This window comes from Streptomyces sp. NPDC088246 (assembly GCF_044741025.1).
GTDB lineage: Bacteria > Actinomycetota > Actinomycetes > Streptomycetales > Streptomycetaceae > Streptomyces.
Map to the genome: position 1 here is coordinate 1 of NZ_JBIURV010000053.1, position 24,563 is coordinate 24,563.

24 protein-coding genes and 4 pseudogenes are annotated in these 24,563 nt (G+C 68.4%); 10 read left to right on the forward strand and 18 right to left on the reverse strand.

Annotation, left to right across the window (positions count from 1 at the left end):
• Positions 1–572: 572 nt before the first annotated feature.
• Positions 573–785, forward strand: coding sequence for a potassium-transporting ATPase subunit KdpA (locus ACIPEK_RS38830; protein ID WP_402006396.1), 213 nt, complete (start codon positions 573–575; stop codon positions 783–785).
• A 42-nt stretch (positions 786–827) separates the two neighbouring features.
• Here the strand turns inward: ACIPEK_RS38830 and ACIPEK_RS38835 are convergent, their stop codons facing one another.
• Both ACIPEK_RS38835 and ACIPEK_RS38840 read right to left on the reverse strand, forming a co-directional pair.
• On the reverse strand, positions 828–2,642 hold the full coding sequence (locus tag ACIPEK_RS38835; RefSeq protein ID WP_402006399.1) for an APC family permease: 1,815 nt from the start codon (positions 2,640–2,642) through the stop codon (positions 828–830).
• Positions 2,643–2,759: 117 nt separating this feature from the next.
• Positions 2,760–3,331, reverse strand: a pseudogene (locus ACIPEK_RS38840) (pyridoxal-phosphate dependent enzyme); the annotation flags it as partial.
• 13 nt (positions 3,332–3,344) lie between these two features.
• Between ACIPEK_RS38840 and ACIPEK_RS38845 the strand changes: the two are divergent.
• The 3 genes and pseudogenes from ACIPEK_RS38845 to ACIPEK_RS38855 all read left to right on the forward strand — a co-directional run.
• A pseudogene (locus ACIPEK_RS38845) lies at positions 3,345–4,256 on the forward strand (LysR family transcriptional regulator); the annotation flags it as partial.
• Positions 4,257–4,436: 180 nt separating this feature from the next.
• Positions 4,437–4,700 (forward strand): winged helix-turn-helix domain-containing protein, encoded by a 264-nt coding sequence (locus ACIPEK_RS38850; protein WP_402006401.1) that lies wholly within the window; start codon positions 4,437–4,439, stop codon positions 4,698–4,700.
• A 35-nt stretch (positions 4,701–4,735) separates the two neighbouring features.
• Complete coding sequence (locus ACIPEK_RS38855; RefSeq protein ID WP_402006404.1) at positions 4,736–5,488, forward strand: DUF4118 domain-containing protein; 753 nt, start codon at positions 4,736–4,738, stop codon at positions 5,486–5,488.
• Between the two features lie 1,010 nt (positions 5,489–6,498).
• On the opposite strand, the gene ACIPEK_RS38860 is transcribed toward ACIPEK_RS38855, so the two are convergent.
• From ACIPEK_RS38860 to ACIPEK_RS38880, 5 genes are all read right to left on the reverse strand, one after another.
• On the reverse strand, positions 6,499–6,888 hold the full coding sequence (locus tag ACIPEK_RS38860) for a hypothetical protein (RefSeq protein ID WP_402006407.1): 390 nt from the start codon (positions 6,886–6,888) through the stop codon (positions 6,499–6,501).
• A gap of 71 nt (positions 6,889–6,959) precedes the next feature.
• Positions 6,960–7,898, reverse strand: coding sequence for a GNAT family N-acetyltransferase (locus tag ACIPEK_RS38865; RefSeq protein WP_402006409.1), 939 nt, complete (start codon positions 7,896–7,898; stop codon positions 6,960–6,962).
• A 228-nt stretch (positions 7,899–8,126) separates the two neighbouring features.
• Positions 8,127–8,261 (reverse strand): K(+)-transporting ATPase subunit F, encoded by a 135-nt coding sequence (kdpF, locus tag ACIPEK_RS38870; protein WP_402006465.1) that lies wholly within the window; start codon positions 8,259–8,261, stop codon positions 8,127–8,129.
• A 261-nt stretch (positions 8,262–8,522) separates the two neighbouring features.
• Positions 8,523–9,854, reverse strand: a complete 1,332-nt coding sequence (lysA, locus tag ACIPEK_RS38875; RefSeq protein ID WP_402006467.1) for a diaminopimelate decarboxylase — start codon at positions 9,852–9,854, stop codon at positions 8,523–8,525.
• A 65-nt stretch (positions 9,855–9,919) separates the two neighbouring features.
• Positions 9,920–10,348 carry an SAV_915 family protein gene (locus tag ACIPEK_RS38880; protein WP_402006412.1) on the reverse strand — a complete coding sequence of 143 codons (429 nt, stop codon included), beginning with the start codon at positions 10,346–10,348 and terminating at the stop codon, positions 9,920–9,922.
• Between the two features lie 373 nt (positions 10,349–10,721).
• On the opposite strand from ACIPEK_RS38880, the gene ACIPEK_RS38885 reads away from it, so the two are divergent.
• On the forward strand, positions 10,722–11,468 hold the full coding sequence (locus ACIPEK_RS38885; protein ID WP_402006415.1) for a DUF4118 domain-containing protein: 747 nt from the start codon (positions 10,722–10,724) through the stop codon (positions 11,466–11,468).
• Positions 11,469–11,590: 122 nt separating this feature from the next.
• Here ACIPEK_RS38885 and ACIPEK_RS38890 read toward each other — a convergent pair whose 3' ends face one another.
• Genes ACIPEK_RS38890 through ACIPEK_RS38900 form a run of 3 tightly spaced genes read right to left on the reverse strand, consistent with a single transcriptional unit; the run spans position 11,591 to position 13,654 of the window.
• Positions 11,591–12,085 carry a DUF3592 domain-containing protein gene (locus ACIPEK_RS38890; RefSeq protein ID WP_402006418.1) on the reverse strand — a complete coding sequence of 165 codons (495 nt, stop codon included), beginning with the start codon at positions 12,083–12,085 and terminating at the stop codon, positions 11,591–11,593.
• A gap of 5 nt (positions 12,086–12,090) precedes the next feature.
• Positions 12,091–12,357 (reverse strand): potassium-transporting ATPase subunit C, encoded by a 267-nt coding sequence (locus tag ACIPEK_RS38895; RefSeq protein WP_402006421.1) that lies wholly within the window; start codon positions 12,355–12,357, stop codon positions 12,091–12,093.
• On the reverse strand, positions 12,338–13,654 hold the full coding sequence (locus ACIPEK_RS38900) for a site-specific integrase (protein WP_402006470.1): 1,317 nt from the start codon (positions 13,652–13,654) through the stop codon (positions 12,338–12,340). The genes ACIPEK_RS38895 and ACIPEK_RS38900 overlap by 20 nt, the downstream gene beginning before the upstream one ends.
• 2 nt (positions 13,655–13,656) lie before the next feature.
• Here ACIPEK_RS38900 and ACIPEK_RS38905 point away from each other — a divergent pair.
• Positions 13,657–14,121, forward strand: a pseudogene (locus ACIPEK_RS38905) (calcium-binding protein); the annotation flags it as partial.
• A gap of 534 nt (positions 14,122–14,655) precedes the next feature.
• On the opposite strand, the gene ACIPEK_RS38910 reads toward ACIPEK_RS38905, so the two are convergent.
• The gene (locus tag ACIPEK_RS38910; RefSeq protein WP_402006424.1) at positions 14,656–14,835 is read right to left on the reverse strand and encodes a hypothetical protein; all 180 of its coding nucleotides are present in this window, start codon (positions 14,833–14,835) and stop codon (positions 14,656–14,658) included.
• A gap of 294 nt (positions 14,836–15,129) precedes the next feature.
• On the opposite strand from ACIPEK_RS38910, the gene ACIPEK_RS38915 reads away from it, so the two are divergent.
• The 4 genes from ACIPEK_RS38915 (at position 15,130) to ACIPEK_RS38930 (ending at position 17,994) form a co-directional block, all read left to right on the forward strand.
• A complete protein-coding gene (locus tag ACIPEK_RS38915) occupies positions 15,130–15,441 on the forward strand; it encodes a hypothetical protein (protein ID WP_402006472.1) in 312 nt (103 codons plus the stop codon).
• Positions 15,442–15,695: 254 nt separating this feature from the next.
• Positions 15,696–16,070, forward strand: a complete 375-nt coding sequence (locus ACIPEK_RS38920) for a hypothetical protein (RefSeq protein WP_402006427.1) — start codon at positions 15,696–15,698, stop codon at positions 16,068–16,070.
• A gap of 744 nt (positions 16,071–16,814) precedes the next feature.
• Positions 16,815–17,315, forward strand: coding sequence for a transposase family protein (locus ACIPEK_RS38925; RefSeq protein WP_402006429.1), 501 nt, complete (start codon positions 16,815–16,817; stop codon positions 17,313–17,315).
• 52 nt (positions 17,316–17,367) lie between these two features.
• The gene (locus ACIPEK_RS38930; RefSeq protein ID WP_402006475.1) at positions 17,368–17,994 is read left to right on the forward strand and encodes an ISAs1 family transposase; all 627 of its coding nucleotides are present in this window, start codon (positions 17,368–17,370) and stop codon (positions 17,992–17,994) included.
• Positions 17,995–18,247: 253 nt separating this feature from the next.
• On the opposite strand, the pseudogene ACIPEK_RS38935 reads toward ACIPEK_RS38930, so the two are convergent.
• The 7 genes and pseudogenes from ACIPEK_RS38935 to ACIPEK_RS38965 form a co-directional block, all read right to left on the reverse strand.
• Positions 18,248–18,427, reverse strand: a pseudogene (locus ACIPEK_RS38935) (IS701 family transposase); the annotation flags it as partial.
• Positions 18,428–18,929: 502 nt separating this feature from the next.
• The gene (locus ACIPEK_RS38940) at positions 18,930–19,130 is read right to left on the reverse strand and encodes a DUF5132 domain-containing protein (RefSeq protein WP_327277379.1); all 201 of its coding nucleotides are present in this window, start codon (positions 19,128–19,130) and stop codon (positions 18,930–18,932) included.
• Positions 19,131–19,394: 264 nt separating this feature from the next.
• A complete protein-coding gene (locus ACIPEK_RS38945) occupies positions 19,395–20,537 on the reverse strand; it encodes an alpha/beta fold hydrolase (protein WP_402006432.1) in 1,143 nt (380 codons plus the stop codon).
• A 214-nt stretch (positions 20,538–20,751) separates the two neighbouring features.
• Positions 20,752–21,519 carry a thioesterase II family protein gene (locus tag ACIPEK_RS38950; protein ID WP_402006435.1) on the reverse strand — a complete coding sequence of 256 codons (768 nt, stop codon included), beginning with the start codon at positions 21,517–21,519 and terminating at the stop codon, positions 20,752–20,754.
• Positions 21,516–21,746: a hypothetical protein gene (locus tag ACIPEK_RS38955; RefSeq protein WP_383080600.1), complete on the reverse strand. Its 231-nt coding sequence runs from the start codon at positions 21,744–21,746 to the stop codon at positions 21,516–21,518. The genes ACIPEK_RS38950 and ACIPEK_RS38955 overlap by 4 nt, the downstream gene beginning before the upstream one ends.
• Positions 21,747–22,135: 389 nt before the next feature.
• Entirely contained in the window at positions 22,136–22,696 is a 561-nt protein-coding gene (locus ACIPEK_RS38960; RefSeq protein ID WP_402006438.1) for a DUF5132 domain-containing protein, read from the reverse strand.
• A gap of 88 nt (positions 22,697–22,784) precedes the next feature.
• A complete protein-coding gene (locus tag ACIPEK_RS38965) occupies positions 22,785–24,518 on the reverse strand; it encodes a DUF885 domain-containing protein (protein WP_402006440.1) in 1,734 nt (577 codons plus the stop codon).
• Positions 24,519–24,563 lie beyond the last annotated feature (45 nt).

Genomic DNA, 24,563 nt, shown 5'->3' on the forward strand with positions numbered 1-24,563 from the left:
GCAGGCTGACCGCGAGCCCGAGTCAAATCGGGCAATACCTCCGCCCGAAACCGCCCGCGGCAGCATGAAACGGTACCGAACACCCTCTGAGACTGGCCGGGGGCACCTTGCCATCGCTGACGAGTGACTACCCCATGACGGACCAGCCCTTCATCGAGCTCGGCTGGCTACCGGACCGGACCACCCGCAAGTCGGCCGCCTGAATTCGCGAGCGCGCGCAGACCCTCGCCTCCATCCGGGGACGAGACTCCGAGTCCGTCCGGGACAGTCGACACGGTCCCTATGACCTGGATCGAGAAGTACCGCGCCTGACTCCCGAAGACGGCACCCGCGCCCATGCGCAGGCAGCCCTCTCGCGGGGTCACGAGGTGGCACCTCGTCGGGCGAGTATCAAACCTGCGTACCGAAACACATCCCAACGGGCACACGTCCCGGGAGGGCACATCCAGGGCCCATGACCAGGGGAAACGCTACTGACCAGTGAGAACTACCGAGAGGCGTTTCCGATGGTCAGCAGGCACTTCCCCGAGAGCCCCCAGTTCAGAGCCCAGCCCCGGACACCTACTGCAAAGGTGGCAGGACTTCTCCCACCGACTGCACGACGCGGGGCATCAAGCGTGCTGCCCGGTCTGACCCTAACCTGGGGTTCTGTTCAAAACGGCGGCAGGCTGCGTGCCCACGGCGTCAACTTTGTCGTCCTGGCCACCGGAGCAGCCGTCATTCTGGCGCTGCTCAACTTCCTTCCGGCCCTCTCCCTCGGCACCATCGCCGACGGGCTGCTGTAGCGAAGGCAGTGGCTGATCCTGTGGCGGTCAGCACGTCACCCTTTACAGACTCAGCCGGTACGGGAGGATGCAGACGACGACGTCGGTACGTGCTCTCAGCGCGGTGGCCAGCAGGATGCCGCGCTGGTTCTGAAGGATCTTGTAGCGGCGGTGGCGCGGCTCGACCTCGGGGATGAGAACGGCGATCTGCCGTCCCCTTTCTGCCTCCTGCCGCACGTACTCGACGATGGGCTGCACCAGCGAGCGCTGCGGGCTGTCGATGATGTCCAGACGTACCCCCGGATTCCAGCGCGCCCAACTCTCCCTCAGGCTGCGGACCTTGGCGGGATCACCGTGCACGGCTACCGCGACGACCTCACCGCCGAGGGCGCGGGCTGCCGTCAGCGCATGCTGGGTGAGCTTGCTGACCTCGCCGACCGGCACGATGACCAGGGAATCGGTGTGCCGCACCGGCGGCGGGATCTCGCCGAGCCCGAGTTCCACGCCAACCACTGTGTAGTAACGCTGGACGCGGGCGAACAGCAGCATCAGCAACGGCACCGCGACGACCACCACCCAAGCTCCTTCGAGGAACTTGGTGGCCAGCAGGACCAGCAGTGCCACGGTGGTCAGCACCGCGCCGACGCCGTTGAGCACCGCACGCCGGAGCCAGCCGGGCGGCCGCTGCCCCGCCCAGTGCCGTACGAGCCCGATCTGGCTGATCGTGAAGCCGATGAACACGCCGATCGCGAACAGCGGGATCATCCGGTGCGTGTCGGCGTTCACGGCGATCAGCAACAGCGCCGCGAGCAGGGCGAGCGCCACCACGCCCCAGCGGTACACCGGGCGTTCCGTGCGCAGCCCGAAGAGATGAGGCAGCCGGTGATCCCTGGCAAGCAGGCTCATCAGGACGGGCAGGCCGCCGAAACTCGTGTTGGCGGCGAAAAGAAGGGCCAGGGTGACGACAAGGTTGGTCGCGTAGTACGCCCAGCCCGTCCCGTACGAGCCTGCAGTCAGCTGCGCGAGGACGGTCACACCCTCGCGCGGGGCCACATGGTCGCGGCGGATCAGCACCGCAAGGCCGATCAGCATCAGCCCGAGCAGCGCGCCCAGCATCAGCTCGGTGCACTGCGCCCGCTTGACACGGGGCTGGCGGAACGCGGGCACCCCGTTGGCGATGGCCTCCACTCCGGTCAGCGCGGAGCAGCCGGAGGAAAACGCCTTCAGAAGCAGCAACAGCCCCAGTGCTTCGGCGGCATGAACGGGTTGTGCACTGCCGACGACGGCCGCAGGGTGGTCACGCAGCAGTCCCAGAACGATGATGCCGAGGATGCTCACGATGAACAGCACGGTGGGCAGCATGAGCACCCGGGCACTCTCGGCCACTCCCCGCAGGTTCACAGCGGTGAGCAGGGCGAGCCCGATGAGACAGACGGCAAGCAGATGCTCCCCGAGCCAGGGGAAGGCGGAAGCAAGACTCGCGGCGCCGGCGGCCAGACTGACGGTCACAGTCAGCACGTAGTCGACGACGAGGCTGGCCGCTGCGAGCAGACTCGTCCTGGGACCGAGGTCCCTCTTCGCCACCGCGTAGGCGCCACCGCCGTCCGGGTGCACGGCGATCACCTGGCCGTACGAAACCACCAGCACCGCAAGCAGAGCGGCGATGACCAGCGTCACCGGCAGCGTGGCAGTCAGCGCCCCGGTCCCGGCAGCGATCAGGACGAGCACGATCGCCTCGGGTCCGTACGCGACCGAGCTCAGCGCGTCCAAGGACAGTGCGGCAAGCCCCTCGATGCTGGTCAGGTGGTGCTTGTTGCCCTCCCCGTGTTGCAGCGGAACTCTCGGCCGCAGCTCTCGGCGGGCAAGACCGTACGCCATGGGAAACCTCGCGATGCAGGGGTGCGGGGGCTGTCCAGGGACAGTGTGGCGGGACCACTGCGGCGCGGGACGTCAAGGACGCGCCGAGGCTTCGCATCGATCGCTCAGAGGGCCGTCAACGGCGATCGCGGCATCCAGGCCGTCGCGCAGGCAGGGCCAGGCGATGCTGGAGGGGAGCCGCAGTTCATTCCTGCCACGGTGGTCTCCCCGGTGGCGACACTGACCGGTTCGCCGCGGTTTAGGCTCTGGAGCACGCAGGCCGCGGCGTCGGGTTCCACAGCTATCAGGGCCGGTGCCTGTCCGACGGGGCGGCTGCGGTAGTGAGTGACGACAGCCTGAGCGAGCGAACCCACACCGACAGGCACGGCGACGAGGCCGGGCGAGGCGACTGCGACGGCGGCAAGTTGAGCATCGATCTCAGCGCACAGGGTGGAGTAGCCGTCGACGATCCAGCCGAGGATCTCGTAGCCGCGCCAGGCGGTGTCCTGGACCAGCACCGCGTCCGGGGCGGCCGCTGCCTCGGCTGCCCGGCGAACGGCTGCGTCGTACGGTCCGGCGACCCGGGTGACCTCGGCCCCTTCGGCGGCGATGGCTGCGGCGGCCGCGGGGTGGACACCGTGCGGGACGAAGACGTGGGCACTCTGGCCAAGCAGGCGGGCCATGGAGGCAACTGTCCGGCCGTGGTTGCCGGCCGGTTCACCGATGTTCGATCTCCACCGGCTGCGGCTGCGGCTGCTGCGCGAGCTCAAGCACCGGGGCACGCTCGCGGCCGTCGCCATCGCCCTCTCCTACAGCCCCTCTTCGGTCTCCCAGCGGCTCTCGCGACTGGAGTCGGAGGTCGGCGTCCCGCTCTTTGAACCAGTGGGGCGACGCGTACGACTCACTCCGCAGGCCGAAATCCTGGTCGCGCACACCGAGGCGGTGCTCGAACGGCTGGAGCGGGCCGAGGCCGACATCGCCACATCGCTCACCGACCTCACTGGGACGCTGCGCATCGCGTCGTTCCAGACCGCGGCGCTCGCGCTGCTGCCCGACGCGTTGCTGCTCCGTGATGTGCACCCGCGGCTGCGGGTCCACGTCACGCAGATGGAACCGGAGATGGCCCTCCCGGCACTGCTTGCCTGCGACGTCGACCTCGTCGTCGCCGAGGAGTACCCGGGCAACCCGAACCATCGGCCGGAGGAGCTGGAGCAGGAGGGCCTGTGCGAGGACCCGCTGCGCCTGGCTCTGCCCGAGGCCACGGACGCGGAGGGCCCCACAGCAGTGCTCCGGTCACTGGCGGATCACCCCTGGGTCATGGAACCCGAGGGCACAGTCGCCAGGCACTGGGCGATGGCCCTGTGCCGCAACGCCGGATTCGAGCCGGACGTGCGATTCGAGTCCACCGATCTCCTCTTCCATGCCCGACTTGTCGAGCAGGGTCATGCTGCCGCGTTTCTGCCCGACCTCGTGTGGGGCGGCGGCAGCCCGACGGTCGCCCTACGGGAGCTCCCCCGCGGACAGCGGGCTCGCAGCGTCTTCACTGCGGTGAGGCGCGGCCGCGGCGCGCATCCCGGCATCGAGGCCTGCCGGCATGTCCTGAGCACCGCACTCCGGGCCCGCGACTACTCGGTTTCCACCGCACCGGATGCCGGAACCGCCCTGCGCCTCGCCGCAGGGCGCCCGGTCGACGAGCTCGCCGTCCAGCTGCGCGCCGTTCCTCGGCAGGCCCCAGGCCCTCGAAAACCCCCGGGAGCGTCGACCTCGGCCCGTACCCCGTGGACCTGACCGACTGCACGATTACCCGCAGACCCGATGCACCTTCCGGACCGAGAACGGGGCACAGCGTGCATTCTGACACCGGCCGAATCGCGGCTGCTCGGCATGCTGCTGCGCAGCCCCGAGCGGCTGGTAGCGGGAGAAGCGCTGCTCCGCGAGGTCTGGGGTGATGAACACCGCAAGGACTCCCACTATCTGCGGGTGTACATGGCCACGCTGCGGCAGAAGCTGGAAGCCGACCCCGCCCATCCGCAGCATTTGATCACCGAACCCGGTCTCGGCTACCGCTTCCGGCGGTGAGGGAGCATCGTGGAAGTCAGAGTCTGGAGGCACTCATGTCCGGTTTCCCGCTGCGGGACACAGTGGCTGTGGCCGCGGCCCTGGTCTGCCCGCCCGCCGTCGCCGGAATCCTCGTGCCCTTCCGTACGGACCTCACCAGCACGAACGCGGCGCTTATCCTCGTCGTGGTCGTCGTGGCGGTCGCCGCAATCGGAAACCGGGTGGCAGGCGCGCTCGCCGCACTTTCGGCCGCCGTCTGGTTCGACTTCTTCCTCACCAAGCCATACCAACGCTTGACCATCGACAACCGCGACGATATTCAGACAGCCGTGCTGCTCCTGGTGGTCGGCCTGATCGTCTCGCAGCTGGCGGCACGGGCCCGACGGCTGAAGGTGGTCGCTATCACCGACGCGGGCCACCTGGCCGCCATCCACGGCACTGCGCAGCTGGCACAGTCGACGACTTCCCCCGACGCGGTGGTCGACCACGTCCGGGGCGAGCTGACCCGGCTGCTCGGGCTGAAGGGCTGCCGGTTCGAGTACGGAACGCTGCTGGGGCACCCACCGCGGCTGGAACAGGACGGCGACGTGGTCGTCGGGCGGCGAACGTGGGACATGGAGCGGAGGGGCTGGCCGGAGGAGGAGATCGAGCTGCGCGCGACCGGCAACGGCCACTACTACGGCAGGTTCATGCTCGTGCCCACGCCCGGCGCGGAGCCTGCCTCGTTGCAGGCGAGACTGGTGGCGGTGACCCTGGCCGACCAGGCGGGGGCGGCCATGGCGACGATCGGCGCAAATGAGCGCGGCTGACGGGGCGCAGCGCCGGGCGATGCGATGATGCCGCGTGGCCTGCTGCGGCGAGTTCTGGTTCGCGTCCTGCGAAATCGTGCCCAGATACGCCACCTCGTCGGGGAACAGCTGAGCGAAGCGGCGCGCGTAGGCGCCGCCAATGTAGTGCGCAACCAGTACATAAGGTCCGGGCACACCGGCTGCGCGCAGCAGCTTCTGCAGTTCGGTGGCGCCCTCGGCCGCGGTGCGCGGCAGGTCGGCCGGGTCGCTCCAGCCCGTGCCGCCGCGGTCGTAGAGGACGAACGTGGTGAACCCGGAGACTCGGTCGTGGATCTCCAGGTGGTCCCGACAGCGCTGGCACCGTGCAGGAACACCACGGCCGGCCCTCCCGTGCCCGAGCGGTGGAGGAACAGGCGCCGTCCGTCGATGCCGTAGAAGTGCCCCAGCGGGGCCTGGTGTGAGGTGCTCACGAGTCGATGGCCCAATCGTGACGCAGGGTCAAGGTCAAGCCGAGCCGGATTCAGGCCCGACTGTGCGGCGCTGCGGGGGCGGAGGCCGCAGCCGGCTGTCACAAACGAGCCTTTCCCGGAGCGAGATCAAGAGCCGCCCGTGAAAGCGGCCCGGATCGCCGATTTACTGTCACAACTCGTTCTCAGTCAAAAGTGGAACCGAGCATGTTCTGGTAAATGTTTGTGACACCTCCAGGGTCATGACGGACCTTCAAACCGGACTCACGTCCGATGCCGACGACGTCGAGCGGCAACCCTCCCGCGCTGTCAGGCTCAGCCCGGATCGCTGTGCCGCTCGCGTTCCGGCGCGATCGTCGGCACTACCGCACCGGCCGCTTCACCAAAGGGCCCTGGCTCACGCGTCGCGGCCCCCGCCGACGGTCACCTCGGATGCCGATTGTCCCTCCCCATACATGACCTTGATGCCGAACTTCCGTGCGAACGGGAATCAGCGGCCTTCGAAGCGGCAGGCTGACGGGTGTGACCTCAACTTCCCCTTCTACCACGCAAGTTGCGCCACGCTCACAGCACATGGTGATCTGCGGTGACGACGGGCTGGCCCGCCGTCTCGCGGTCGAGCTCGACGCCGTCTGCGGTGAGACCGCTACCGTCATCCTGCCGTCCCGCCACGACGAGCACGGTGGTGAGATCGACACACTCCACCGCGCCCCGCGGTCCCCCGTCGAACTGCTGATCGCGGCACGTCCCGACGAGCAGACTCTGCGAGCGGCCGGAGTCGAGCGAGCCGCCGCCCTCGCTCTCGCCTACGGCGACGTTGGCCGACGCGAGCGGCTTCCTGAACCTCCCCGGCTCTCCCGCCTCGCTCCCCCAGGCCCGGGAGGCCAGTTCGGCCTCCGACTGTCCTGGCAGGCCGCCGAGATCGGGGGGCGTGCTGATTCCCTGAGCGTTCACCGAAGTCGTAAACGGTCCTCCACCACTGGTCGTCAGGCTCTCGCTCAAGCACGAGACCTCCCGCGCATGCGTCATGTGCGAGGACGGCGGTTGGGCGGGGTCGGGGGAGAGAATGCCCCCCTCTCGCCGACGGTCGGGCGCCACTCGCCCAACTTGTTCTGCGACGAATCTGGCCGCCCCCAAACCCATGGGTGCTGATCAGATGCCGTCCTCGGCGTGCAGAGAGAGACTCTGGGCCTGGGGAGGCGCAACGCGGTGGGCCGCCCGGTCGCGTAGTGGACGTACTCGCATTGCAGCCGGAATCCGGCGGTCCAGGCCAGGAGGCGGCTGGCACGGTCGTCGCGGGAGCAGGACAGAATCGCGGTGCGGCCGCGGGCGGCGATGTCCGCGCACAGACCGGTGACGCAGGCGTGGGCGAGGTGCTCACGTCGGCGGTCGGGGACTGTGGCGCATGCGATGTCCTCGTACACGCTGCCGCGGAAGTATGTGCAGGCCACGGTGAGAATCCGGCCCTTGTGGAAGGCAGCCCAGCCACATCCGGAAGCAGCGAGCCCCGCCGGGCCTTCCCAACTCGCGTGGATCCAGGCCTCTGTCGGCCCCAGCGCGGCGAGTGCCCGCGCGTCCTCGCGTACGAGCGGGCGTACCGTCACACCATGCGGTGACCGCGGCGCCGGTGAGAATGCGGGCGCACGGCGGATGTACACCATCCGCCCTGCTGGCACGATCCTGTCGAAGGAGGCGCCCAGGACCGGCAGGAAGCGAGACGGCGCCTCCACGTAACTGTCGGCGAACGGGGCCAGGGAGCCCAGGGCGAGCGCGTGCGGATCGCCGCGCAGGAGTACATGGTTCGCACAGCTCACGGCAACGACCTGTGGCTGGAGAGCGCTGTCCGCCCACCAACGGCCGGTTCCGGTGCCGAGGACGTGTTCGACCAGGGTGGCGGATCCCGCCGATCCGGCGGGGAACCACCGGGTGAGCGCGGAGAGGCCGTTCGGCCGGAGCTGGATCATGAGAGACACCATCTGATTCGAGTGCGGAGCGGCCCTGGTAGGCCGCCCCGCGGCGGGTTCGGCGTCGGGCGGCCATACGCAGGTCCTCTCGGCACATCCAGTACGCCGGTCCGACTCGCATGCCGGGTGCCGGCTGCCCTTCCACCCCTTGCTCTGTCGGTGAAGTGACGACAGAGCGATGCGGGCCGTCGGACGGCCCCGCCGGCCGACCGATGCGAGAAGTCGTCGTCAGAATCGATCCGGGAACTTGATGGCCAGTACCAGGTATCCGAGGAGGCTCACAGCGACGATCAGACCGATGATGTTCTCAGAGGGCGATAAGAGCCGGTTCCTCAGACTTGGTGCCGATCTGCCCCTCCTGATGGCGGGCTACCGCCTGCGGAATTCGCGTGGACGACCTCATTGGCGGGCTTCGACCCGTGACTCCCCACCTCGCTGGAGGGAGTTCTGTCCGGTAAGTCCCCCTGTGAGCCTCCGGAGTGATCGCGTAAATTGGGTCGAGCTGGCTCTTATCGCCCTCTCAGTGGTCACGGCTGCTCCCGAGGGACGGACGGCTGGTGCAGGACATATCGGCTCCTTCACGGTCGGCGGTCGTCGGGAGCGTTACGGGCATGTGCGCGCGGTTCAGAGACCGACGTCGCGGCCGTTGATGTCGGCGAGGGATTCGCGGCGAACCAGCAGCCGCGCGCGGCCGTCGTGGACGGCGACCACCGGCGGGCGGCCGACCGCGTTGTAACTGGACGCCATGGAGAGGTGGTAGGCGCCGGCGACCGGGATGGCGACCAGGTCGCCCGGGCGGATGTCGCCCGGCATGGCCACTTCGGCGGCGAGCACATCACCCGCCTCGCAATGCCGGCCGACGACGGTCGCCGTGCAGGGCTCGGCCGTCGAGCGACGGCCGATGAGCCGGGGTGCGTAGCGGACGCCGTACAGCGCGGGCCGCGGGTTGTCGCTCATTCCGCCGTCCACGGCGACGAAGATCCGGTCGCCGGTCCTCTTGACGGCGAGCACCCGGTAGAGCGCCACGCCTGCGGGCCCGACCAGCGCACGGCCGGGCTCGACGGTGAGACGAGGCACGGGGATACCGGCCGCGGCGCAGCTCGTGGCCAGTTCGCGGCGGATGCGGGCGCCGAGGGAGGGTATGTCGAGCGCGGTCTCCCCCGGCCGGTAGGCGACCGCGTGCCCGCCGCCCAGGTCCAGCTCCGGCAGGACGATTGCGTGCTGGTGGCGGATCTGGGCAAGCAGCCCGACCACTCGTCGCAGCGCAGTCAGGTAGGGCTTGACCGTGGTGATCTGCGAGCCGATGTGGCAGTGCAGTCCGGCCAGTTCCAGTCGCGGCTGGTCGAGTATTCGGGCGATGGCGTGCTGAGCGCTCCCGTCGGTGATCGACAGCCCGAACTTCTGGTCGTCCGTGCCGGTGCGGATCGCGGCGTGGCTGCCGGCGCTCACGCCCGGAACCACGCGCACCAGCACCTTCTGGCGGCCGTCGGCCGGGATGAGTGCGGACAGCCGGGCGATCTCCCACGCGCTGTCGATGACGATCCGTCCGACGCCCAGGCGCAGTGCGGCGCTCAGGTCGTCCGGACTCTTGGCGTTGCCGTGCAGCACGATGCGCTCGGGCGGGAAGCCGGTGGTGACGGCGAGTTCCAGCTCGCCTGCGGAGCAGACGTCCAGGCCGAGGCCCTCCTCCTGCACCCAGTGCAGGAGGGCGCGGCACAGGAAGGCCTTCGCCGCGTAGACGACATCGGTGTCCGGGAAGGCCCGCAGGTAGGTGCGGCAGCGTTCGCGCACCTCTCCCTCGTCGAGGAGATAGACCGGGGTGCCGAACCGCTCGGCCGCCTCGGCGAGGGAGACGCCTCCCACCGCGACATCGCCGCGGGAGGCGAGCCGCGCCGAAGCGGGCCAGACGGACAGACTTGCGGCGTTGCCCGCCGGCACGGGGGCTGCGTGCGGCATGGTCGGTGCCGGCGCCGGAACGGACAGTCCTGGCAGTGTTGTGGTCATGGTGTTCCCTCAGCCGATCAAGAGGTTGACGCAGGAGACAACGACTGTGTGCCGGTCGCGTGGACAACATCGACCGCTCGCAGATCCCAGTCCGGCCGGTGCTCACGCTGCGGCGCAGGGACCGGACGGCGAGTGAACTTCACCGCGGGTGTGGCACTGGGCCCGGGGGCAGCGAGTAGCGGGTCGACGACGAGGTCGGCAACCCCCAAGGGCGCGACGAGGGCACGTACAGCCGGCTCGGAGAGCCGGATCCAGGTCTGCCGCTGTCCCAGGGTGAGGGTCAATCGTCGCTCGTTGGTGAAGGCGACTGCGGTGCGGACGCCAAGGGGCGTACGGAAGAGGCGGGCACAGTAGCCCGCGGGCCCCGGCCGGACCGGAACGAACAACGCTCCGGTCCGGTTCGATTGAAGGGGGTCGGGGTCCTCGGCACGCTGGTTGTCGTTCATAGCACTCCTCATGGAGACGGGTACATCCCCCCCGGACCACTGGCAAGCCGGGGCATACCGGTGACGCTATGCCCGCTCCCACCGGGCCGGAGGTCTCCGTTAGCGGCTCCTTGATCCCGCACACCCGACCCTTGACGCCCGATTGACGACGCCACGACCCCGTTCGGCGCTGTGCCGGACATCGCGGGCGACCCGGCATCGATGTCCGGGCGTGTTCGACACGCTGTGCCGTTCATCGCTACGAGCAGTAGCGGACGGGGGCTGGTCCAGCTGATCGGTGCGCCCATCGGCATCGTCAAGGAGTCATCAAGGCGGGACAGAAATGAACACGGAAGCGTCGGCCCCCGCTACACCTGAGGTGGAGGTGGGCCTCATGCTTCTGTACCTCACCCGGGGCCAGGTGGCGGTCGGGGCCGCCCTCGCGCTGCCACCGGTCGTGTGCGCGGTGCTGGTGCCCGTCAGGACCGACATGTCCAACACCGATGCGGCCCTTGTACTCGTCGTCACCGTGGTGGCCGTGGCCGCCCTGGGCCATCGCCTGGCCGGTGCGCTCACGGCCCTGTCCGCAGCGGTGTGGTTCGGCTTCCTCCTCACCCGCCCATACGGACAGTTGGCCATCACCAAGGCCGACGACATCACCACTGCTGTGCTGCTCCTTGTCGTCGGCATCGCCGTCTCCCAGCTCGCGGCCCGGGCCCGGGAACTCAAGGTGATCGCCCTCACCGACGATCACTACCTGGCACAGATCCACCACACCGCCCGGCTGGCCGAGACCTCCACCAGCCCGCACACCGTGATCGACCATGTGTGTCGGCAGCTCGTGGGACTCCTCGGCCTGAGCGACTGCCGCTTCGAATACGGCACCCTCATCGGACACCCGCCCTGTCTGAAGGAGGACGGCACCATTGCCTGGGACCATCGCCGCTGGGACGCCGACCGCGACGGCCTGCCCGGCGAGGAGCTGGAACTGCGGGTCTTCCACAAGGGACGCTTCCACGGCCGGTTCATGCTCCAGGCCTCTCCCGGAGCGGCGCCCCCGCTCGCCGCGCGTCTGGTCGCGGTGACCCTGGCCAACCAGGTCGGGGCGGAACTCGACACGGCCGGCCGCGCCCACACCTGACGGCAACGGCCCGCCGGCCGAGCCGATGTCCTGGCCGGCGATCAGCCCGCACTGCCGACGCCCGGTCACATCTCAAAGGACTCCACCCACACGAAGCGACGGCGCGAATCGTTCCGGATCGTTCACCGACCCGCAATCGCGACCGCGAACAGGGGCAGCGAGAGCAACGCGACGAGGGCACCCCCGGCGATGAATACGCATTCAGGACCCAAGCGTTCCCGCCCGTGGACGACGACGTTTCGCGGGTCTGCCGGATCGTAGGAGACAAGTACGTCATCGCCGTCATTGATCGGCTGTCGCCGGGTGGGAGGAACAGGACAGACGACTTCCATCACCCGGTCGTCCTCCGTCACGAATTGGAGCAGCGGGCGCGTCGGGGCCGACTCCTCACGGGCCTCTCCCGGGCGTCGCTTGACCAGCGCCTGGACACGCACTCCCGTCTCGCTCACACGCCGTGCCTGACGCACGCCATAGGCCCCCACAAGGACGGCGAACATGCCGCCGAACGCTGTGATCCCTGCAAGTACGGCCACGGCACCCACGTCCACGTCACGCCCCCACACCGGTCCATGTCCTTGCCTCGGCCGCCATCGCGTCGGCAGGGCAGCCCCGCACATTCTGGTCACATCAGCCTGGCCAGATCGTGGTTGAGTTCGACGACATTGACGCGTTCCTGACCCAGAAATCCGAGAGCACGTCCCTGGACGTAGTGGGCGACCAGCCTCCTGACCTCGGCGGGGGCGAGGTGGCGGGCCTTCGCGACACGGTCGACCTGTTCGTAGGCGTAGGCCGGGGAGATCGCCGGGTCGAGCCCGGAGCCGCTAACACGCAGGTGATGCCAAGGGGTTGGTCGATCAGCATGGCCGGCATCAGAGGACCCCGTCCTCAATGTCCTCGGTCAACTCGGCGGCGGCTTCCCGATCGGCGCCTGCGTCGCCGGTCAGCCCGACAGCGGCTCCGGCGCCCTCGTATGCCTCCCGGTAGATGCAGGTCGTGTCCAGGCGGCGGAGATATTTTTCCGTGGTGAGGACGGTGGAATGTCCTAGAAGATCGCGAAGTACCAGCAGTGGGTCGGCCTTGCTGAGGTAGAAGACCAGGGCGGCGTCTGCGTCGGTGTCCCGCACGAGCTTCGCCGCTTGCCGGTAGTGCCCGGTGACCAGGTATTCCAAGGTCCTCATCGAGAAGGTGTGGCGGCATCGGTGGGGCCAGACGTGCGGGAATCGGGGCTCGAAGCGGGCCCGGATCCGGTCGGATGTGCGCTCGAAGACCGTGGCCCAGGCGGTGAACGGGCCGCCGCCGTTCTTCACCGCCAGCAGGCATGAACCGCCCTCCGGGGCGACCAGGCGGCGCCGCTCGGCCGGCGTCAGTAACGCCCAGGGCCGCCGGATCCCGTTGATCAGCCCTCCCCGGGCGTCCGGCTCGGTCACCATCAGCGGTTCGCCCCATCGCCGTGGCGGCCGCCAGAGAGAGCCTTCCGTCGTGGCGGCGCGGTCCAGGTCGAAATAGTCGTGAAGCCCGGCCAGAGCCTCGTAAGAGGTCCGCGTGGTGCGGAACTTCTTGCCCTTGGTGATCCCGGCCGGCACCGGGAACGGGATGGGGACCGCGGTCGGCTCCGGCGGCAGGGAGGGGATCTCCGAGGGCAGCAGGTAGGTGAACTCCTGCAGCCTCATCCCGGTGGCCAGCGCGTGATCCCCGACCGCCCCGTTGCGGGACAGCTCCCGCCCGTGGAAACCGGTGTCCTGCGAGCCGTCCGGCGCGAACCCGCGCAGCCCCTTGCGGAACAGCTCAGTGAAGTCCGGCTCCAGATACTTGATCGTCACATGCGGCTTCGGGGTGCGGCGGACCGCCAGATTCACCTTCACCTCCCGGCCGGTGCCCGCGAACAGGGCCCGCGCGGCCCGGTAGGTGAACGGATCGGCCTCCGCGTACCCCTCGTTGATCGCCCACCGGTAGAACTTCGACGGGATGCTCATGTGCTGGCCCCACGTCGTCGCAGCGAACCGGGCCTTCAACGGCCCGGCGGCCCGGTGCTCGGCGTACCGGCTCAGCCCCGCCTTCAATCGCTCCCGCGAGTCGAACAGGCTCACCCCGTGCTCGGCCAGAAACTCCATCCACTCCTTGACCACCCGCGCGTAGTTCTCCCACGAGCTCGGCGCTGGCGCCCCGCTGGCCGGGAGCTCACGCAGCCACCGGCTGCACCTACGCGCTGAAAATCAACCCGCGCATCCACCCCCAGGACAACACCACGGCCGGGACCTGGACCGTGAGAGCCCACGCCCTGGCCAACGACGGTGACTACATCACCAAGGATTCCGCCGCGAAGGCAAAGGTCCTGCGCAACTCCAGGCTGACGGTCAACGCCTCGCCGGAACCGGTGAAGAAGAACAAGACGATCACCGTCACGGGCGCCCTGACCCGCGCCAACTGGGAGACCTACAAGAACGGGGGCTACACCAAGCAGCCGGTGAAGCTCCAGTTCAAGAAGAAGGGCACCAGCACCTACAAGCCCCTCAAGACCGTCACGACGGACAGCAAGGGCAACCTGAGGACGACGACGAAGGCCACGGCGGACGGCTACTTCCGCTACTCCTTCGCAGGCACGTCCACCACCCCGGCGGTCGCCTCCGCGGCGGACTACATCGACGTGAAGTAACCCTCGAGAAGGTCATCTATCCTCCAGCAAGCGCAGAAGGCCCAGGCCGGAGACCCTTGGTCTGGGCCTTCTTGAGCCCTGGCTGTTTCCCGGCCGGCGGGCCGGTCAGCCGCTGCATCCCTTCGCGCTCTCCAAGTTGATCGACGATCTCGGCGTCCCCCAAGACTGCCAGCCGCACCGCAGCAATCCGAAAGCAGCCCCTGGGACGTCCGCCTCCGTCGCCACCCCTGTCTGCCACCGCGTCCTCACATCCCGCTTCACATCCGAGTTCGGTGGAACCCGGAACCAGCATGCCTCCGGCGACCACACACGGTCATTAATAGGGTGGGTTCCATGATGAATTGACGACAGTTGAATACGCGAGCCCACCAGTACCGAGGCCGGTACCGGTTTCTGGTCCCTGGGGTGCCGGTTTCCGGTACGTCGAGGTACCGGTTTCCGGCTGCTGAGGTACCGGAAACCGGCACCCAGAACAGAAGAGAGCCAAAAGGAACCGTAGGTAAAGAGAGAGTGGGCTGACCTGGCCCTCTTCCCTCACGCTCGCGCGTCGGCTTCTCCCCCAAGCCCACGTGCGCCCACTGGAGAGGCGATCAGGTGGCGCAGCCCCAGGGAAGCCCGGGCGTCCTCGCCGGGGGTCCAGATGCATTCGACGGGATGGGCGCTGCCGTCGTCGCCTTCGCTGGTCTCGATCTCGTACAGGGCCGTGGTCGTCATGCGCTCGCTCCGGTGCTGGTGTCGGCTGCCTTGAGTACGCGCGGCAGATAGACGTGAAGGTGTTCGACGTCGACCTGGCGGCCGCGGTCGCGGAGCGCTCGGGCAAGCAGTTCAGTGAGACCGCTTGCACTTTTCCGGAATAAAGGGCAGCGACTCATCCCTGCGCTGATGTTGGGCAGCTCGGACGATGCAGGCGCTTGGAGCACGTGACCGCGTGTGTGAGGATCGGGTCGCCTGCCTGTGGCCGGTGCTTGCACGAAAAATCGCCTGCGGGGGCAAGGAGAGGTGCTGGAGATGTTCGCTGGGGGAACCGCCCGGCTGTTGATCAGAAACAGCGGTGAAGTGCCGCTGGAGCTGACCGTGGAGCCGTGGGCAGATACCTACCCGATCCTGCCGGAGCAGACCTGCGTTGTTGTCACTCACTCGCCCGCAGAGGACGGTTCTTGGTCCGGGACGTTGCGTGGGGACGAGCCGTTCCAGGTTGACCACCGCCCGGATTCGGTCACGGTCTGGGCCAACGGTGATTGCTTCCATCTCAGTGACATGGCGGGTAAGGCGATCGACGGGGCCGATTGGCAGTGCCCTGCCCGGGGCCCGGATTCCTAAAGGCGGCTCCGAGCGGTACCCGATCACGTGCTGGCCGATTTGAAGACGCGGGGCAGGTGGACGTGGAGGTGCTCGACCTCAACCTCGCGACCGCGTTCGCGGAGTGTTCGGGCAAGGAGTTCTGCAAGTGCGCTGGCCCTTTTCCGGACTAAGCGGATCTTGACTGTCGCCAGGTCTGGTTGCCTCTGGTGCGTGGGGCCTTAATCAGTGACTCTGTCCGCATGATGCTTCCGCTCCTTCAGGAGAAGATCGAGTTGATCGAGGTCGTCCGCATCACCGACCCAATGAGGCATCTCAGCGCGCCGAACCTGGTCGGTGACGACGTTGCGATCTGGGAGGCGGCTCAGGTCAGGGACGCCCTGACGTTGATCAGCTCTGCGCCGGACAGTGAGCTGTACCGCTGTTTCATCCCGGGCTGGGGTATCCGTGCTCATAGCGCCACCGACCTGCTCTTCCAGATCGCCTTCTGCTTCCAGTGCCACGGGGCCCGCCTGTGGGGGCCGGGCGTGCCCGCCGAGTTAGATGGGATCCACGGCTTTGATCCGGACAGTCCTCCGGCCCTTGAACTGCTTCAACGATTCCGTGGCTCCACGCCGGGCCGGCTCAGAAGGATCTTCCGACGCAGTTGAGGGGCGCCATGTCTTCCCGGGCGAAGTACCAATCATGAGGCGGCCGTCTGCAACGCCCGGGGGAGGTGCACGGCCCCGGCGTTGTTCCGTTGTGTCCGACTTCGTAGTGGTTGATCAGATGCCGTAGACGGCGAAGGCGTGGTCGTGGTCGAGGAGGTCGCGGCGGGGTGGCGGCCGTTCAGGGGCTGACGGGCGACCACGCTATTGGCGGAGTAGGCGGCCTGCAGGTTGCCGCTGCCACATCACAGCATCACTGCAGGCCGTGGACCGTGGGCCGTCCAAAGCAGTCAGCTTTCATTTGCCTCGGATGAGGCGTGTCGCGAAGGCGATGGCCGTGCCCGCAGCTGCTCCTGAAAGTGCAAACGGGATGCTTGGGTGGCCGCCATTGGCCTGGTAGCCGATGAATGAGGCGAGGAGTGTGACGGCGAAAGCGAGGATGAATCCAAACTGCCTGGTTCTCAATGGGCTTCCCGTTGACTGTGGGGTGGGGATCAGGTGCACGGGCCCGGCGTTGTCTGGCTTGAGGGCGTCTGCACGTTTCACACCGCGTCGGATTGGAGTTGGTAGGCGAGCACGACTTCTGATGATCTCCAGTTCTCCAGCCCGGATGATCTTCGAGGAGTCGTGCTCATGTCCGTATCCTCCCTGACGGACTCTGTTCTTGACCAGCTCGCCTAACTGGCCCTGTGGGAAACGGAGCTGGTAGCGGAGCCGGTCGAGGTCGAGTCGGCGCTGCTGCGTCGGTTGGCCCAGATGCCGGACCGTCGTGCGCGGCGCGGGCTGCGGCACCCGCTCGTAGTGGTCCTGGTGTTGACCGCCTGCGCGACGCTGGTGGTCGGCGGTGACTGTGTCGCGGCGATCTGGCAGTGGGCGGCACGCTCTCCGCAGGACAAGCTCGCCCGCATCGGTGCCCGCCGGGACCCGCTCACCGGCCGGTACCTCGTTCCCAGCGAGCGCACCTTCCGGCGAGTGCTCACCGACCTGGACGCGGACGCATTGGACGCCGCGACCTGCGGCTATACGGCAGATGTCGTACGCGGCGCCGCCCGGTCCCCGAGGTTGCGCGCACCCCCGGCCCACTGGAGCGCGAGGAGCGCCGCGCCCTGCAACGGACGGCCGAGCACCCGGCCCCGTCCGGGCTGCTGCCCGCCGCGGCCGTGGACGGCAAAGCCCTGCGCGGCGCCCACACCCCGACCAGGCAGGTCTTCCTGGTCGGCGCGATCGCCCACGCCGGCGGCGCGGTGATGGGACAGGTCCAGGTCCCCGACAGGCGCGGCGAGGCCCCGCGGCCCGCGCGCTGCTGTCCCAACTGTCCATCCCCGGCATGGTTTTCACACTGGACGCCCTGCACACCACGAAGACCGCCCGCCTGATCACCGGACCGCTGCACGGGCACTACGTCCTGGTCCTCAAGGGGAACCAGCCGCTGGCCCGCACCGCCGCTCAGGCCCTGCTGACCGGGAAAGACGCCGAGTGGGTGCAGACCACCGCGGTTGAGGACGACTGCGGGCACGGCCGCACCGAGCGCCGCACAATCCGCACCGCCCCGGCTGACGACGAGCTCTTCCCCGGCGCCCACCAGGTATTCCGCCTACGCCGGGACACCGGCGCACTGGACGGCACGTGGACCAGCAAGGAGATCGTCTTCGGTGTCACCAGCCTGCCCGGCGACCTTGCCGGCCCCGAACACCTCAACCACTACGAGCGTTCGCACTGGTCGGTGGGAAACCGGCTCCACTGGGTCCGCGACGTCACTTTCCATGAGGACAACTCCCAGGTCAGGACCGGTACCGCGCCCCGAGTACTGGCCAGCCTCCGCAACCTGGGCATCAGCGCGTTCCGCCTTGCCGGACGCGCCAACATCGCTCACGCCCGCCGCGACCTCCTCGACCACGACCACGCCTTCGCCGTCTACGGCATCTGATCAACCACTACGAAGTCGGACACAATGGAACAACGCCGGGGCCGTGGGGGGGGAGGTGGACGTGTAGGTGCTCGACTTCGACGTCGCGGCCCCGTTCGCGGAGCACTTGGGCAAGGAGTTCTGTAAGTCCGCTTGCCCTTTTTCGGACTAGTAGTACTTCGTTAGGTTGGCTGGCTTGGGTGGTGTTCTGGCGGGGCTGGAGTGGGTATGTCGCGGTGGCAGGTGGGGCATGTGCCGGTCCATGCGCGTATGTGGTCCTGGAGCGTGTCGAGGACCTGGTAGAAGGCCAGGCCGACGCTTGGGCTTTTGGGTCGAGGCGGCGGAGGGTGAGAAAGGCGTGAGCTGCGGTGACCAGGGCGGCGTGGTGGTGCCAGCCGCGCCAGGTGCGGCCTTCGAAGTGGTCCAGGCCCAGGCCGTGTTTCATCTCGCGGTAGCGGCTTCGGGCGTGACATTGACCGGGGCCGGTCCCTTGGCGTTGGGCGTGGTCTCTGACATGTCGTCTCCTCACTGGTCGGCGCGCTGCCGACCAGGTCAGAGGGTTGCAGTACGGAGCCTCGCCAGGCAGCGACACGAGGCGGGACGGCTCAGAATCGACAGGGTGGCACAAAGGCACCACCTGTGCGAGCCCTGACCAGGCCCGTGCGAGTGCGGTAGGGGCGCAGCGGGTCGACGGGCGACGCTTCGTAGGGCTCTACCCGTCGACAGCGATGGAGGTCGCGTGCGCAAGATGAACCAACTATCAGGTCACCCAGGCTGCAAGGGTGGCTGAGCGGGGCCGGACTGATGAACGCGCTCCATCAGGACAAGCGTGTCGTCAGGAGTGAGGACGTCGCAGATCTCCACCTCGTTGCCCGCTTTGAGCGGGGTCTCCCTTCTCCTCCGGGGCCACGCAGGCTGCTCCCATCCGTACCCAGCTTCTCGCTGACGGCCAGTCTTCATCCGGCCGTGGCACCCTGCGCCGTTACCTCACCGTCGGCTTTCACACGACGCGTGCGAGCCGAACTCGCCAGCTTCTCGGCAGCCACTTCGGCGGTGAGGTCCTGAATCTCCTCACCAGCCTCGATGGCTGCTCGCCTGACTTCGAAGGTCAGGCCGACCGACGTCTTGATGATGCCCCGCACCAGCGGTTTCACCACTCTCTTGATCAGAGGGGCCGTGATCAGGCCAATGAGGAAGGGAGGAACTACAGGGGGCATGTGTGAACCCTCTCTTGTGTTCACGGCACGACTGCCGCCGCCGCCGCACGTGCCAATACCGCCTGGCCGGCGATGCTGGGCAGGCATTTCTCCCCCACCGAAAAACACCGTAGTCGACCTTCGGCCGACGCGCCCGGGGACGCCGATGCCTTTCATTCGTTCGAGCGGAGGCGCGCCGGAGCAGACCGTCGCTGCGGAACGGAATCAGAACGGGTCCGGTGCGCCCGGCCCGCGTTCGTCCAGCAGTGAGCCCACCACCTGCACAACGAACTCGGGTACGCGGTCCGGAAAATCGTGGCCGGTTCCCTCCGGGGTGTAGACCCTCCGGGCCGCACTGGAAGCTGCGAGAAAGCGTTCTCTCACGGTGAGGAAGAAGTGCCGTACCCGGGCGCTCTCCTCCGGATCGTCGACCGCGTCGAAGATCTTGTCACCGCCCGTCAGATCGCGCGGCGCCACGAGGAAGAGAGGGAGCGAGCCGAGCTCGCCATCGTGTACGACCGTCTGCCAACCGTCTCGGGTGATGCCGTCCGGCGACAGCTCTCGCAGGATCGATGCGGCGGCGCAGTTCGCCTTGGTCCTGGTCTCGATTACGGCGAGAACCTGCGTCGGGTCCTCGAGAGAGCGTGCCTCGTTCTTGGGCACGAGGGCGTGGAGGCCGAAGAGGTGGCGCAGCGCGAGGGCGGTCTGGTCCCTCACGGCATGCCGCAGGGCCGGAAGCGACGGGCCGAAGGCGACGACATCGGGCGGGGTGGGATCGAGCAGCACCAGACCGGCCACCATGTCGGGGCGGCGCCTGGCGGCGTTGGCCATGAGCAGTCCCCCGAAGGAGTGTCCCACGAAGACGTAGGGCCCCTTTTCGCCGGCCCGCTCCAGCGCCGTGAGCAGTTCGACGGCTTCGGCTGCCGTCGTGCGTGGGAACGGGCCCGGGTCGCTCCAGCCTGAGCCCGGACGGTCCACCAGGACCGAACGCGTCCGTTCCCGTGCCAGCGCGTGTAGCCGGTACATGGCGTACCCGCCGGCATGGCCGCCCGGCATCCAGACCACGGTGGGCCTCGGCCCGGCGTCTCCCTCGGCGAGGATGTGCATGCGGTAGCCGCCCACATCGACCATTCGCCCGGGTGGCGGATACCTCACCCGTACCCGGGCCACATGCATCAGATGGCGGAGAGACCCGAGAGCGAGCGTGAGGGCCACGGCGCAGAGCACACCGCCGAGAATCCGCCAGCCGGTTCCCAGGGTGACGCAGCACGCTCCCGCGGCCGCCAGCAGCAGGGCGATGGCCAACCCGGCCCAGTCCCGGCTGAGCAGCCGGAGTATCGCGTCGGCGACACGTGTGCCCGGTCGCATGATTCCCTCTCCGTCCCAGCATTCGTGGTCGCTGCCAGGGACACCGCGCGCCTCGGCGCCCGGCACAAGCATCGTCCCCCGGAAACCCCGCGGGCGCCATGCGCGGTGTCGGGCCCGCCGTCCGTCACCGCCGTACGGACAGTTGCCGGGGCCGAGGTGCAAACCTGGCCGGAGACTGACCACACACAGCGCCTGGCCCTTGTGCGTACCACCGTCAGACCTGGCCCGCGCCGCACGCGCGTGCAAGGCGCGCTGCCACGTCCGCGACCACTTCGGCCTCCCGAGCCACGAGGTAGAAGTGGTCCCCGGGGAACGAGCACAGCTCGAAGGAGCCCGGGGCGGCGAGGTCGGACCAGGCGAGGACTCGGTCGAGCACGCAACTCGGATCGTCCTGGCCAACGTACGCGGTGATCGGTGCCTTGACCGGAGCCGGATGCGGGGGGTGGTAGCCCTCGATGAGCCGGTAGTCCGCGCGGAGGGCGGGCAGCAGCAGGTCACGCAGCTCCGGGATGTCGTAGGCATCCGAGTGCAGGTCTCCGAGGTGCCGGACGCGGGTGATCAGGCTTTCGTCGTCGGCACTGTGCAGTGCGGTGTGTTCGGTCCGCTGGGGGGCTGCGTGTGCGGAGACCAGCAGGTGCTCGGGGACGATGCCGCGGACCTCCAGCCGCAGGGCCAGCTCGTAGGCGACGCAGGCGCCCATGCTGTGCCCGAAGAGCGCCAGCGGCCGGTCGAGCCAGGGCCGCAGTGCGTTCTCGATCGTGTCGGCCAGGGTGGCCATGTCCTCGATGCAGGCTTCCGCAAGCCGGTCCTGGCGGCCGGGGTACCGCACGGCGAGCACCTCGATGTCCTGGGGCAGCAGAGCGGGCCAGCTGTGGAACAGTTGTGCCGTGCCGCCGGCGTGCGGGAAACACAACAGTCGGAGCCTGGGGTCCGCCGCGCGCCGGTGGACACGGAACCATTTCTTCGCATCGTGCACCGTCATCGCTGTCGGAGACCGCCCAGCTGCAAGGAGTTGAGCTTGGAGAGAAAGGTGGGAAGCTGCTCCACCGCCCTCCTGGACACGTATGCGGTCTGCACCGTGTGGCGCAGGCGATCGGTCACCACGAGTTTGTAGGCGCCGCCTTCCTGAATGAGTTCGGCGGAATACAGGGGTGTTCCGGTCGCGGACATCTGACCTGCCTCCATCAGGGTGCCTCCTTCTCCAGCCATGCCTTCCACGCTTCCGTCGCCTGCTTCTCGTCGAGGGTGTCGGTGAACAGGTGGTGACCGAGCCGGATCGGCCAGTTCCAGATGTGCCCGTTGAAGAAGCGGTAGAGCCCGTCGGCCTGTCCGCCTTGATGTAGGCGGCACGGCGCCCTTCGAAGTGGCGCAGGTACACGGCGGTGCCCGTGTGCACCCAGTGGATCCGGTCACAAGGGCGCATCCAGAAACGGACGGGCGTACCCTGCCGGGAATTGGAAGCCTCGACGGCGTGCGCAGACGAAAGTGCGGCGCGGAGATGTCCGCAGAGCAGCTGACGGTACGCGGAAAACACTCGTGTCGCGTCGGGCCGTGATATCGGGCGCGCCGGGGACAACGTGGAAATCCGGTCAGCAGACTCAGCGCACCGTGGCAGCGGCCGAACCGGCGCCGCGGGCCTTGTCGGCGCCCTTGCTCTCGCTGCCGGCCTGCGCAGCGTGGGCCGCTGCGGCCGCGGGAGCCGAGCCGGTGCCCGCTCCGGTTCGGCCCGCGGTGCCGCCCTCCGGGGCGCCGGTGTCGGTGCCGTGCTCGGCTCCGTGCGTCATCTGGGCGGCGAGCATTTCGGCGGTCGCCTCGGCCGCAAGATCCTGGATTCCCACGCTGGCTTCGTGGACGGCCCTCTTGGCTTCGATCCCCAGTCCCACCGATGTTTTGACGATCCCTCGCATGAGAGGTTTACCCAGCCTTTTGACCAGGGATGCGGCGATCAAGCCGATCAGGAAAGGAGGTACTACAGGCGGCATGGCGCGACATCCTTCTCTTCTTGTCGAGAAAACGATGATCGAGAAGACAGCGGGAGGCGAACAGGAAAATGTAATGACACGCATGGCTTCCCGCATCGCCGAACCCGTACCCCTCATCTCATCATGGAGAATATTCGAGGCCGAGAAGGCGGTTCCGAATTCCGGCGTGGCCTTCACTCATTCGAGTAGAACGACTCTCCCCTGACGGCCTGTTCAGGCCACTCGACAGCCAGAACCCGAGCCACCCGCCTCCTTCGGGTGACCACTAGTACCTCTGCTGACGGCCGGACGCCCCGTGCAGTTCTCTCGCCAACCGTCGGCGCAGGGCCGGAAACGGCAGCGTGCCGCCGGCCAGCACAGCCTCGTGAAAGGCACGCACGTCGAACGCGGCACCGGCGCCGCGTTCGCACGCTGCGCGCAATGCCGTGAATTCCGCATGCCCCGCCCGGTATGTCAGCGCCTGTCCCGGCAGATCGGTCGCGTAGCGCAGCAACTCTGTCGTGATCTGTCCCTCGGACTCGGCTGCCGCGTGGGCGCGCATGAAGGTGCGCGCCTGCTCCAGCGTCATCATCCCGAGGTTGAGGCCGGTGTCGACGACGAGGCGCTGCGCGGTGAACCGTTCGTGGGCCAGGCGTCCGTACGCGTCCCACGGGTCGTCGTACAGCCCCATCTCCCAGGCGAGCCCTGCCGCGTACTCCGCCCAGCCCTCCTCAAACCCGCTGAAGGGCGCCAGTTCGCGTCGCAGGTCGGGCAGTGCGGTGTTCTCAGCCTGACGGGCGAGGTGGAAATGATGTCCGGGCGCCAGCTCATGGTAGATCAGCGCGGCTGCGCCTAGAAGTGACCGATGCGCCAGGTCCGAGGCGTTGTAGCGGTAGCGTCCCACCGGTTGTGTGGCGGTGGGCGGTTCGTAGTAGCCGAACGTCATCGACGCCTCCAACGCCGGGTCGAGGCGGGCCACGCCATAGGGGGCACGAGGCAGGACCGCGAACCATCGCGGCAGCAGCCAGGTGAGGCGGTCGAGGTGTCCGCGGTAGCGAGCCTCGACCTCCTCCGGGGTGACGGCGTACAGGCGAGGCTCGGTCGCAAGCCGTTCATGGAACTCCGCTTCCGTCCCCGCGAAGCCGAGCGTGTCTCGCATCTCCCGCATCCGCTCGCTGAGTTCGCGGCAGTGCTCCCGGCCGAGTTCGTGGAGGCGTTCGGGTGGTGTGTCGCTGGATGTGTACGTCCTGACGAAGGCCCGGTACGCCGCTTCGCCTTCCGGGTAGTGGGCCCATCCGACGGCCTGCGGTGCCCGCCTGAGGTGGTCCGGGTCGCCCACGAGGGCGAGAAGGCGGTCGAACGCCGGCTCCAGCTCGGCAGCCACGAGCCCCGCCACCGCGTCGCGCAGGTGGCCCCGGCTCGCCGCGTCGAGTCGAGTGAGCCGCTCGGCGCCCGCTCGGACGTACCGTGTCGCCGATGCCCGCAGACGGGTGAGGGTGGTGTGGACCCCGGCCAGCGCCGGGACGGGGATACGGAAGCCCCGTGCCGCCTGCCCGGCGACCTTGTCACCGATCGTCGCGACGCAGCGGGCCAGATCCCGTACGAGGGACACGTACCGGTCCGCGTCGGCCCGGTTGTCGAAGCGGAACGGGCGGAAGACCGTGTCACCGTACTGCTGGAGGCGGAAGAGCTGGTACGGCGTGGCAGTGGGGGTGAGCCAGTGGAAGCGTCCCGCCTCCGCTTCCTGTTCGGCCAGCGCCCGAAGAAAGCCCGCGGTGTCGGCGGCGGGACCCGACAGTTCCGCGGGCTGCGGTGTGCCCAGCCGGTTCAGCACCCCTGCCGCGAACCCGGCGCGCTCGTCGGCCTCCGCGGCAGACACTCCCGGCAGCGACTCGACCGGCAGCCCGCGGCGTGTCCGCAACGACGGCTCACGTACGAGCAGGAAGTCCCAGTACGAGGTCGCGAGTCGGTCGACCTGCGCCGCCGAGCCGTCCGGGCAGTGGGATGGATGGTTCGCCATGCTGCCAGTGTGCGCGCCGAATAACGCCACGTCAGGAATGGAGAT